Genomic DNA, 11,943 nt, shown 5'->3' with positions numbered 1-11,943 from the left:
GTTAAACCGGATCCTTTTAAACCGGAACTTACTCCACCAATCCATCTTTCATCGTAATCACATGATCCGCATAGAACAGCATTTCTTCATCGTGCGTCACCATTAACGTGGTTATACGCAAAGTTTTCGTCAACTCACGAATTAACGACATGACTTCTTTTGAACGTTTTGAATCGAGACTTGCTGTTGGTTCGTCAGCAAACAACATTTTCGGTTTGTGGATTATTGCCCGGGCAATAGCAACACGTTGTCTTTCACCGCCGGATAACGAAGCGGGATAGGCACCTTTTCGGTGGTCCATACCTACTTGTTCGAGCAATTCGTCCACTTCTTTTTGTTGTTGTTTTTTCGATAATTTAGTTCCAGCAACATCGAGCATAAGGAGTAATTGTTCTTCTACCGTTAGAAACGGCACTAAGTGAGCGGCTTGAAAAACAAAACCGAACTCACTTGCCCGAATTTGCCGAATTTGTTCAGAAGACATTTCCGTCATGGTTTGTCCGTTAAAGATAATTTGTCCGGCTGAAGTGGGTTGTAAACCTGCTGCAATAGTTAATAACGTACTTTTCCCAGAACCTGAAGCGCCAACTAATGCTGTAATTTCGCCTTCGTGAAGAGACAGGTCGATTCCTTTTAATATCTCCTCTGCGACTTCACCGTTAGTAAACGTTTTTCGAACTTCTAGAGCTGTGAAAATCGTCATCTTAAACCTCTCCTTGTTGAATTGCTTGTAATGGTTCGACTTTTTTAATTTGAATACCAGATAAAGTGGCGCCGATAAACCCAATGACTAAAAACACAATTGACAATTGAATCGTCACAGTAGCGGTTAAGCTAAACGGCATTCCTGCTGGGGCAAATTGATTGAACAATTGGCTCAATATGATTGAAAAGACGAGCGCGATAGTCGTAATAAAGAACATTTGCGTCCACATCATTTTGAATAGCGTACTTGTTTTTACGCCAATAGCTTTTAAAATGCCATACAAGCCAATTTTTTGAACGTTCATCATATAAAAGAAAATCGCAAACAGTAAAGCGCTAATCACAACTAAAAACCAAACAATCATGTTAAGTGAGAGTTGTTCTGCGCTATAGCTTGGAATAGCAGATAAAAATTCTTTTTTAGTGTAAGATTCGAGTCCTGCAATGGTTGGGTACTCGTCACTTTCCGGTACAAAGAGCAATTGCATTTCATCGGTACGGTATATTTCTTTGTAGTTTTCCATGTTGATAAACGCAACAGGGGCGTGGCTGTATTTTTGCTGATCAGCAAACCCTTTAACGATAAACTCGCCGCTAAACTGATCATTCGTTAACACATCCCCAACTTTCAAGCCGTCTTCTTCTAATGAACGGTCTAATACAACTTCGCCTACTTCGACAGTTTCAAATAGGGAAGAGTCTGTAGCAGTTACAAAGGCAACACTGCGTTGTTTGTCTTCTTCGTCATTTAAAAAGCCCATTTGAATCGACAAAGCAACAGCATCTTGTGTCTTTGTTAATGTTTGATTTTGAATTTCAAGGTCGATGCGCGACAAATTATGTGTGCCTACCGCATCTTCAGTCATGTAAAACTGTCCGGCTGGTAAATCTTTAATAAGTGCCGCATTGTCTTGTGATAAGCCATTTGCTAGGCCTGATATGATAAACGTCAACAAGCTAACAAGAAAAACAATCGACCCTAAAATAGCAAATCTCACTTTATTTTTCTTAATTTCTTTCCACGCGATGTTCATGGGAACGCCTCCGGTTTCTTTAATAACTTTACTTTAAGCTTTCAACATGAACGGAAGATGAACGACGGGTGACAATTACGAAAAATATATTTACCTAAGAAAAAAGCTGTACTAAACGCAATAAAAAACGTTTAGTACAGCTTTTTAAAATTTAAACACGCGGGAGTATTACATGAACAATTGAACCTTCACCGAGCTTGCTAGAAATCTCGACCGTTCCGCCGTGTAACTCGATAATTTCTTTGACAATTGCGAGGCCAAGGCCAGAGCCTTTTGTCGAACGTGTCCGAGCGTGATCTGCTCGGTAGAAACGGTCAAAAGCGTGTTCCACTTCAGCCGGGGACATGCCAATGCCTTCGTCTTGCAAGTCCAAAATCACGTGTTCTGCAGTAGATCTTAGCCGAACGTCAATCAAACTGCCGGGTTCGCTGTATTTAATCGCATTGGTTAGTAAGTTTTCCCACACTGTTTGCAGAAGGACACCGTTGCCTTTAACTTGGCCTTCTGCGAGTTGCGCTGATATGCCAAGTTCTTTTTCTTCAAAAGCAAACCGTAAATGCGACAAAGTTTGCTGAAGCTGCTGGTTCACAGATACGGTTTCGGTCAATTCTGCTGCTTCCGCATCAAATGACGCCAACGTCAGCAGTTGTTTTGTGAGTAAAGATAAACGCGTTGTTTCGTCTTGAATAACCGCTGTGTACTGTTCTTTTTCTTCTTTGGCAATGCCGTCTTTTTCAAGCAAGGCTAAATAACTTTGAATGGTATGAAGGGGTGATTGGATATCGTGTGAGACATTGTGGACGAATTCTTTTCGTTTTAATGTAGACTGCTCGATTCGAGAACGCATCGTTGAAAATTGATCTGCAAGACGGCCAATTTCATCTTTTCGGTGAATAGCTAGGGGGACATCAAACGTTTCTGTCCCCATTTTTTCGGTCGCTTCGGTCAATTTCGTAATGGGTTGAATCAGTAACCGTGCAACAACCAACATGCCCACAAAACTCAATAAAATAATCGCCACTGCCAAACCACCAAATAACAAGTGAAGTTCTTGAAACAACAGCCCGATATTGGGTCGCACAAACAAAGCATGTGGTTTGCCATCTAATTCAACCGGAACGCCGACTGTGTTTTTTAATTCATTGGCAAAAAAGCCAGTAACAAAAATTTCTTTCGGAAAATCGCGGATGCCGTTAAATTCTGCACCATCCAAAACTTGTTGAACTTCTGAGGGGCTAATCGTTTCATCGCGGTAGTTGCCGCCATAACGCTCGACCGTGGCGCCGTCTGTCACATAAAGCTGATAACCAGCATCACCTAATGTGGTCAATGCATCACCTGTCTGATCAGCTGGGAGTTCCTCTAGGAAATCTGCAAAAGACTTGGCAATGGTCATGTTTTTATCGTTATTTTCACCTTTAAGTTGGCTGTGGTAATACGTATTCATCCCGAAAAAAGCGATTAGGCTGCTGATCAACATGGTCGCAAACGTAAACCAAATGAATTTCACGTAAAGACTCATGTGACAACCTCCAGTTTGTATCCGACACCTCTTACCGTACCGATTTTCACGTCAGGCGCAAATCGTTCTAATCGTTGACGCAGTCGTTTTATGTGAACGTTAATGGTTTTTTCGTCCCCTTGAAAGTCAATTCCCCAAACCTTTTCAATGATAGAGTCTCTGCTCCACACTTGTCGAGGTTTGGACGCCATGAGTGCTAGCAGTTCAAATTCTTTTAAGGGAATAAACAAAATGCCATTCGGTGATTTTACTTCATAGCTCTTCAAGTCAATTCGTAAAGACCCGATAACGACTAAGTCATCTTCCGGATGATTGTATCTTCGCAATATCGCTTTGACGCGGTACAACAATTCTTTCGCTTCAAAAGGTTTGACTAAATAATCATCTGATCCTGCTAAAAACCCACGTTCTTTATCTTCAATATGATGTCTAGCTGTCAGCAAAATAACGGGAAGGTCGTAATCCCCTCGGATAATTCGTGTCAGTTCAAAGCCGTCGATGCCGGGCATCATGACGTCCACAACAGCTAAATCCATTGTTTCACTTTCCAATATCTCCAAAGCTTGCTCACCTGAAAGGGCTTCTGTCACTTCGTATCCTGCTTGCCGAAGTTCAGCTGCAATGAAATTCAACATATGTATATCGTCATCTACTGCTAATATCCGAATCATTCCAATCAGCCTCCTTGAATTGTATTATACAGTGAATCTGCACGAACGAAAAAACTCGCTCTCTTAAAAGAGGGCGAGTTTGTTGCATCTTATAAAACAGCTTGGAGAAAAAACTGTGACTGCACATAGTTATAAGTTAGTTTTGAAAAATCGAATGGCTGACCATTTGTTAAGTGGAAAACAGATTCAACTTCAAGTTTAGGATCGCCTTTTTGTAACCCTAAATACTCCGCTTCTTCCGCATTCAGTTTGTCGACATGAAGGTAAGTATCAGCAAATCCAATGTTCAATCCTAACCCCTCAGTAATGTAGTTGAAAATAGATTCCGTAATAATTTCTTTGTTCAAGTAAGTGACGATGGATTTGTTGAAATACGATTCTTCAATACAAAGCGTTTGTCCGTGGATATACCGAATTCTTTTTACGTAGTAAACATCATCGTCAAGACCAATATTTAAGTTTACAGCGGCTTCTTTTGTCGGTTTTCGTATATCCAGCGTAATGATCTCTGAAGTGATGTGAAACTCTTCCAAGTTTTTTTTAAATCCTTGATTTGAAGTTAAGCTAATATAGCCTTGGCGTTTATGTCTTCTGACAAAAATGCCACTTCCTCTTACTTGAAAAACCACGCCTTTTTTCTCAAGTAAATCCAAAGCTTTTGTAACTGTACTTTTACTCACGTCAAACTGAATCATTAAATCTTGCAAGATCGGCAGTTTGTCGCCTTGTTGCAGCTTGTGTTCTTCTATGTAATTTTCCAGTTCGTCTGCGATGTGCTGATATTTTAACATATGCATACCTCTTTACTTTAATGTCTGAAAAGATAACTAAATTATAGCATAAAATAAATGGTGACTCCTCTAGTTGGATTTATAATGAATAATAATTTTATTAGGTACTTGATTAATTAGACCGGTACAATTAAGATAATAGAGTATTCAAATAAAGGGGTGAAACAAATGGGAGAAAAAATCAGGGATTATTCAAAACTTGCAAAAGACATACTCGAAGCTGTGGGTGGGGAAGAGAACATCGTAAATGCTACTCGCTGTGCCACGAGGCTTCGCATTGTCTTGAAACGATCGAAACCTGAAGCTAAAACAGTGGTATCAAAAATGACAGGGGTTATTACGGTCGTCGAAAACAATGGACAATTTCAAGTGGTTATCGGTCAGCATGTTGGCGAAGTGTTTGAGGAATTTTCAAATTTGATAAAGCTCGACTCCACCGACGTTGTTAGCGATAACAAAGAAACCGTTTTAAATCGGATTATCGCCACTATGTCAGCTGTCTTTGCACCATTTATTTATATTTTAGCGGCTGCCGGTATTTTACAAGGAACATTGATCTTAATTAATTTACTATTTCCTAGTTTTGCGGAAACAGGGACTTATGAAGTGTTTAGTTTTATTTCGTGGGCGCCGTTTACTTTTCTACCTATTTTCATCGCGATTACTGCCTCGAATCATTTTAAGTCCAACCCTTATATTGCCGTTGCGGCGATTGCAGCGTTAGTCAGTCCGACTTGGGCAGCGATGGCTAGCAGAATTGCAGAAGGAGAAACCATTTCGTTTTTTGGAATGGCGTTAACCCAGACGGTGTACACATCTTCTGTATTGCCGCCGTTATTTCTAGTATGGATTTTGTCTTACTTGGAACGATTTTTAAACAAGCGCATACACGAGGTTATTCGTCCTCTATTTGTTCCATTTATAAGCTTAGTCATTATGGTTCCACTGACAATCCTACTAATTGGTCCTCTGTCTACGATAGGCGCCAACGGAATCGCAAATGGCTATAATTTCCTAGCGGAAAATGCACCGGCTTTGGCTGGGGCGGTCATTGGTGGGTTCTGGCAAGTACTCGTCATCTTCGGTATTCATTGGGGCGTCACACCTATGGTTATCGCGAATTTTGATTTGTATGGTCGCGATTCTTTCCAGGCATATCAAACGATTGCCGTCATCGCGCAAATTGGTGCTGTTTTAGGCGTTATCATTAAAACAAAAAACAAAGAAACCAAAAAAATAGGTGTTTCAGCTGGGGTCACGGGACTATTTGGGATTACGGAACCAGCCATATACGGAATTACGTTAAAATTTAAAAAGCCGTTTATCTTTGGGAGTATTGCGGGAGCTGTCGGTGCGATAACGGCCAGTTTCTTTAATCCTTATTACTTTGCTTACGCAGGATTGCCAGGACCTTTAACCGTCGTAAATGGCATCGGTTCTGAATCACCCTCATCGATTTGGGGAATTTTAATTGGTTGTGCGATTGCGATTATTCTCCCTATCGTTTTGATCCAAATTTTTGGATTTGGTGAGAATGTAGTAGAAAAAGAAGGTCTTATAGATTCTACGAAAAAACAACCTGAACCGGGTGTGGAAAAGATCAACTTAAACGAAGAGTCGATTCATGCACCGCTAAGAGGACAAGTCATTCCTCTTTCCGAAGTCTCAGACAAGGTGTTTAGTTCGGGTGCTATGGGGCATGGTGTAGCAATAGAACCTTTAGATAACCAATTGTATGCGCCGTTTGATGGCACAGTAGTGATGATTGCACTAACGAAACATGCAATCGGATTGCGTTCAAATTCAGGTGTAGAACTGTTAGTTCATATTGGTTTGGATACGGTTATGTTGGATGGAAAGCCATTTACATTGCACGTTGAAGACGGGGCGAGTATTAAAAAAGGCGATTTGCTAATGACATTTGACCGGGAATTTATCCAAAACGAAGGCATTAAAATCACCACACCGTTAATCATTACCAATACGCAATCTTATAAAGAAGTTATTATCGAAAACATTTTAGATGGCATCGTAGGAGACAAATTACTAACAGTTGTTAAATAAGGAGAGAGATCAAATGGAGAAATTACCAAACGATTTTTTATGGGGCGGCGCATTAGCTGCGCATCAATTTGAAGGTGGATGGGACCAAGGTGGAAAAGGCCCGAGCGTTGTCGATGTGATGACGGCCGGGGCACATGGAGTCGCAAGACAAATCACTGCTACAATTGAAAGAGACAAGTTTTATCCGAATCACGAAGCGATTGATTTTTACAGCAAGTATAAGGAAGACATAGCGTTGTTTGCTGAAATGGGGTTAACGTGTTTACGGACTTCGATTGCATGGAGCCGAATTTTCCCGAAAGGCGATGAAACAGAGCCGAACGAAGAAGGATTGAATTTCTATGACAATTTATTTGATGAATTGTTGAAGAACGGTATAGAGCCGGTAATTACGCTTTCGCACTTTGAAATGCCGCTGCATTTAGCAAGAGAATATGGTGGATTTAGAAGCCGCAAAGTCGTAGATTATTTTGTGAAGTTTGCGGAAGTTTGCTTTGTCCGATATCAAGACAAAGTGAAATACTGGATGACATTCAACGAGATCAACAATAAAATGGATGTCCATAACCCGATATTTTTATGGACAAACTCAGGTGTAGTGATTACAGAAGGGGAGAATGCAAAAGAAGTGATGTACCAAGCAGGACATCACGAACTAATCGCAAGTGCCTTGGCTGTAGCTAAAGGAAAAGCGATTAACCCTAATTTTAAAATTGGCGCGATGGTGTCCCATGTGCCAGTTTATCCGTATTCTTCAAATCCAGCAGACGTCATGTTAGCAGAAGAAGAAATGAGGCAGCGTTATTTCTTCCCTGATGTCCACGTACGCGGCTACTACCCGAATTACGTATTAAAAGAATTCGAACGAGAAGGCTATAATATCCAGATGGAACCGGGCGATGAAGAAATATTAAAGAACGGCAAAGTTGATTATTTAGGCTTTAGTTATTACATGTCGACGACCGTAAAGAGTGATGTGCACAATGACAACCTCAGCAATATCGTCAACGGTGGATTGCCGAATGGCGTCGAAAATCCTTATATCCAATCGAGCGATTGGGGATGGTCAATTGATCCTACCGGTTTACGGTATACGTTGAATCGACTGTACGATCGCTACCAAATTCCATTATTTATCGTGGAAAATGGCTTTGGTGCCATTGATACAATAGAAGAAGATGGTGACATTCACGACACGCAACGAATCGATTATTTAAAATCTCATATCGAAGCGTTGAAAAAAGCGGTTCTGTATGACGGCGTTGACTTGATGGGGTATACACCGTGGGGAATTATTGATATCGTGTCATTCACAACAGGTGAAATGAAAAAACGCTATGGCATGATTTATGTCGACCGTGATAACGAAGGAAATGGCACCATGAAACGGTTTAAAAAAGATTCGTTTGACTGGTATAAAACGGTGATTCGCACAAATGGCGATCAACTGTAAAGAAAGTTGAAAAAATGAACATTAAGAAAATCCTTTCGCTGGCTTGCATCGCAAATCAATGAAAGGATTTTTTTGTGAATCGAGAATAGCGTGCAGGCTATCGCTGACTTTCTTCGTAAACGCAATACGCGTCCCGATTCGTTTTTTTGGCTTCATACAAAGCTAAGTCGGCGTGTTTGATCAGTTGTTTTTCATTTGCGGCATCGTCAGGGTATATGGAAATACCAATGCCTGCCCCCATCGTGATTTTGTGACCGTTAAAGAAAACGGGAGTTTCATAAGAGTTGAGAATTTGTTTAGCAGTAGCGATGGCAATATCTACAGAGTCGATTTCAGGTAAAATAACGCCCATTTCGTCTCCGCCTAAACGTGCTGCTGTATCCCCAGGACGGATAGAGGCTTGGAGACGAGTGGCCATTTCTTTAATAACAGCATCTCCTGCATCATGACCAAATTGATCGTTGATTTTTTTGAACTTCCGGCCATCTAGCATTAAGACAGCGATTTTTTTGTTTGTGCGACTGGCTTGAACAACCGCTTTTTCTAACGTGTCATCAAAGCTACGGCGGTTGGGTATACCGGACAAGTGGTCATAAAACGCCATTTTGGCGATGTCACTTTGCAGTCTTTTTCGTTCGGTCACATCTCGAGCCAATGTAACCAATTGAGTCATTTTTCCGTTTGCGTAAACGGGAGTAGGTGAAACTTCCATCCATATATAATGACCGTCCCGGTGCAAATAACGAACATCTAGTGGGGTTGGCTGTCCTCCGTTTATAAGAGCGGTTACATTGTCTATTAACTTGAAGGTGTCTTCTGGATGAATATTGTGCGTGAAAAGTTTTCCGATATATACGTGGTCTGGAAATCCTAAAACTTTTTCACTTGCAGGTGAGACGTATTCAATTTCTCCAGACAAGTTCATTAAGGTAATAATGTCCAACGTACTCTCAGTAATCAGTTTGTATTTTTCTTGGCTTTTCTGTAGTTCTCTTTCTACTTTTTTCAATTCGGTTACATTTTTGGAGATGATTGTTGCACCAATCACTTCGTGTTTCTCATTGCGTACAGGGGAGTAGGAAGATATGATATTTAGCAATTTTCCGGATTTGGTTATTCGAACAGTATCGTGTGATTGGATTGTTTCCCCTTGTAAAATCCGTTCCAAAATAGCTATTTGATCGGGTTTCATCGCTGGTGGAATAAGGGTGCCTTTTTTGTTGATCATTTCTTCTTCGGTATATTCAAACAGTTCTTCAAATGCTGGATTTACTTTTACGATATTTCCTTTCGCATCGATATAAAAGATGGGAACAGCAGAGTTTTCCCAAAAAATCTCTAGTTTTGCTTTAGTTTCATTTAAATTCTTTTTCGCATGAATGATTTCAGTGATATCGGTCACTAAGACATGCATCCCAACAAATAGCCCATCGAGGAGTATCGGTATATTGGTTGCTTGAAGATAGAGGAGCTGATTATTTTTATGATGGCATGCGAACTCATAACGCTCCAAGCGATTTTTGTGTAAAGTTTCGTAAAAATGATGCTTCACTTTATCGATTTCGCTTGCGACAATCATGGACAAAAACGAAGTCTCTAGTAGTTCTTCCGCGGAGTACCCGGTAATCGTTTCGGTTCCGATATTTCCGCTCTTTAAATGACCATTTTCGTCAAATACAAAAATGCCATATGGATGATTTGAGGCTAATGACTGGTAGCGTTGTTCACTTTCTTGTAAAAGACGAGCTGTCTTTGTCCGCTCTGTCTGCTCTTTACATGTCACTAAAATAGATGTGCAATGTCCATCGTCAGACAGGATGGGATTAAGAACAATGTCTCCAAGAATAGCGCTGTCCTCTGTATGAATGGTTTCCATCACTTCTAGTTTTGTTTTTGAAGCCTGGACTTCACGATAGTAGTGAAGCGGAATATGTGCAGAGGATAAGACTTCTTCTAACTTTTTTCCGATATCGGTTTGTTCGAGGGCGAACAAGTGAAAAGCGGCTGGGTTTGCATAAGCATAACGGAATGTTTCGTCATCTTCCGTTATCAAAAAAACCGGATCGGGGATCAAGTCGAGAAATTCCGCAGAAGCTAAAGTAGGATGTGGTGAGTTGTCTATATAATGTTCCAAAACGATAACCCTCCCTTCGGTATATACATATGAAGCATCTTCGTTCACTTTATTTGTCACTACATTATAAGTTAAAAGTTAGTATTTAACATCTTTTTATAAGTTTAGTGGATAATGCTAAAACAAGATAGAGTTTTCTAATAAATCATTTCTTGTTGCACGATAAATTCTCAGGATACTTATTGTTAGAATAATCTGTTTATTAATTGAACTCCAAATTTGTTTGCCTTATGATGAAGAGGTATCAAGAAGTGGATGATTACGTTAAGGCAGAATCACAAATCGAGGAGGGAATTAGTCATGACAAAGATCGGTATTATTACTGGGAGCACAAGGCCGGCGCGCAATAGCTTACAAGTTGCTCAGTGGGTCAAAGACATTGCGGACAAACGTGGAGACGCTGAATATGAGATTGTTGATTTGGTTGAGTTCAATTTACCGATGTACGCAGAACCGGTTCCGGCTGGAGCTAGTCAAGATTACCAAACCCCTGAAGCCATTCCATGGGCGAAAAAAATTAAAGAGCTAGACGGCTATGTGTTTATTTGTCCGGAATATAACCATGGGGTCACCTCAGCTTTAAAAAATGCCATCGATTATTTGTATCCAGAATGGAACAACAAAGCGGCTGGAATAGTCAGCTACGGTACGTCAGGAGGGGTCCGGGCGGCCGAAGCTTTGCGTATTATTTTAGCCGAGTTGCAAGTCGCTACGGTTCGAACGCACGTAGCGATGTCGCTATTTACAGATTTTGTGAAAATGCATGAATTCAAGCCAGCTGATTTTCACGAAAAATCGGTGACGACTTTACTAGATCAAGTAAACGCATGGACCAATGCTTTTGAACCTTTGAGAAACAAATAAAATGATCAAAAAAGAGTTATCCTTCTGGATAGCTCTTTTTTTGATGAGAAATTCAGTGAATATTATTGATTGTTCACACAATACAATGATCTAAAGCAAAAGAGTTTGCGTTCTTTATTTAATAAGGATGTGAATTTATGTTACCTATTGAAAGAAAAAAACAAATTTTAACATGGCTTCAGAAAGTAGACTTTCTTCGTGTCACAGAAATTAGTAAGCGTTTAAACGTTTCGGAAATGACCGTTTACCGGGATGTTGCAGCGTTGGTGAAAGAAGGCAAAGTGCTCAAAACGTCAAATGGGATTGCGGTTGCTGGTGCAACAGCTGATTTTCAAGGATGCGTTTATTGCGCGAAGCCGATACATACTCGCTTAACGGTGCAACTCATTTTGACAGACGATCAAATAGAACAAACCTGTTGCATGCACTGCGCATTGCTACGATATAGCAAAATTGAATTTAAAGTCGCCCAACTGATTTGCCAAGATTTTTTAACAGACACGACCATCAATGCCAAAAAAGCGACTTTTTTAATAGACTCAACTGCTCAGATTAATTGTTGCCGACCCGAAGTTTTGCCTTTTGCGTCACAACCACAAGCACAACAGTTTCAGTATGGATTTGGTGGACAACTCATGTTATTTGATGAAGCATTAATTGAATTGAAACAAGCCATGACCGGCCAAGCTTGTCGTCATTAAAGTA

At 40.4% G+C, this 11,943-nt stretch carries 10 protein-coding genes; 4 read left to right on the top strand and 6 right to left on the bottom strand.

Features of this window, described 5'->3' with window-relative positions; all coding sequences use genetic code 11:
* Positions 1 to 28: 28 nt before the first annotated feature.
* From BCM40_RS14975 to BCM40_RS14955, 5 genes are all read right to left on the bottom strand, one after another.
* Positions 29 to 703, bottom strand: coding sequence for an ABC transporter ATP-binding protein (locus BCM40_RS14975; RefSeq protein WP_065525172.1), 675 nt, complete (start codon positions 701 to 703; stop codon positions 29 to 31).
* Between the two features lies 1 nt (position 704).
* Positions 705 to 1,739, bottom strand: a complete 1,035-nt coding sequence (locus tag BCM40_RS14970; RefSeq protein WP_065525173.1) for an ABC transporter permease — start codon at positions 1,737 to 1,739, stop codon at positions 705 to 707.
* A gap of 151 nt (positions 1,740 to 1,890) precedes the next feature.
* On the bottom strand, positions 1,891 to 3,261 hold the full coding sequence (locus BCM40_RS14965; protein WP_065525174.1) for a sensor histidine kinase: 1,371 nt from the start codon (positions 3,259 to 3,261) through the stop codon (positions 1,891 to 1,893).
* Positions 3,258 to 3,932, bottom strand: a complete 675-nt coding sequence (locus BCM40_RS14960; RefSeq protein ID WP_065525175.1) for a response regulator transcription factor — start codon at positions 3,930 to 3,932, stop codon at positions 3,258 to 3,260. The genes BCM40_RS14965 and BCM40_RS14960 overlap by 4 nt, the downstream gene beginning before the upstream one ends.
* 89 nt (positions 3,933 to 4,021) lie before the next feature.
* A complete protein-coding gene (locus tag BCM40_RS14955) occupies positions 4,022 to 4,723 on the bottom strand; it encodes a GntR family transcriptional regulator (RefSeq protein WP_065525176.1) in 702 nt (233 codons plus the stop codon).
* A 168-nt stretch (positions 4,724 to 4,891) separates the two neighbouring features.
* Here BCM40_RS14955 and BCM40_RS14950 point away from each other — a divergent pair, with 168 nt between their 5' ends.
* Entirely contained in the window at positions 4,892 to 6,787 is a 1,896-nt protein-coding gene (locus BCM40_RS14950; RefSeq protein ID WP_065525177.1) for a beta-glucoside-specific PTS transporter subunit IIABC, read from the top strand.
* A gap of 13 nt (positions 6,788 to 6,800) precedes the next feature.
* A complete protein-coding gene (bglA, locus tag BCM40_RS14945) occupies positions 6,801 to 8,240 on the top strand; it encodes a 6-phospho-beta-glucosidase BglA (RefSeq protein ID WP_065525178.1) in 1,440 nt (479 codons plus the stop codon).
* A 97-nt stretch (positions 8,241 to 8,337) separates the two neighbouring features.
* Here bglA and BCM40_RS14940 read toward each other — a convergent pair whose 3' ends face one another.
* Positions 8,338 to 10,374, bottom strand: coding sequence for a PAS domain S-box protein (locus BCM40_RS14940; protein ID WP_065525179.1), 2,037 nt, complete (start codon positions 10,372 to 10,374; stop codon positions 8,338 to 8,340).
* Positions 10,375 to 10,674: 300 nt separating this feature from the next.
* Here BCM40_RS14940 and BCM40_RS14935 point away from each other — a divergent pair, with 300 nt between their 5' ends.
* Both BCM40_RS14935 and BCM40_RS14930 read left to right on the top strand, forming a co-directional pair.
* The gene (locus BCM40_RS14935; RefSeq protein ID WP_065525180.1) at positions 10,675 to 11,238 is read left to right on the top strand and encodes an NADPH-dependent FMN reductase; all 564 of its coding nucleotides are present in this window, start codon (positions 10,675 to 10,677) and stop codon (positions 11,236 to 11,238) included.
* A 137-nt stretch (positions 11,239 to 11,375) separates the two neighbouring features.
* Positions 11,376 to 11,939: a DeoR family transcriptional regulator gene (locus BCM40_RS14930; protein WP_065525181.1), complete on the top strand. Its 564-nt coding sequence runs from the start codon at positions 11,376 to 11,378 to the stop codon at positions 11,937 to 11,939.
* Positions 11,940 to 11,943 lie beyond the last annotated feature (4 nt).

It is taken from the genome of Planococcus donghaensis (genome assembly GCF_001687665.2).
Classification (GTDB): Bacteria; Bacillota; Bacilli; order Bacillales_A; family Planococcaceae; genus Planococcus; species Planococcus donghaensis.
The sequence above is the reverse complement of the archived record's forward strand: the minus strand, read 5'-3'. Positions and strand labels throughout refer to the sequence as shown.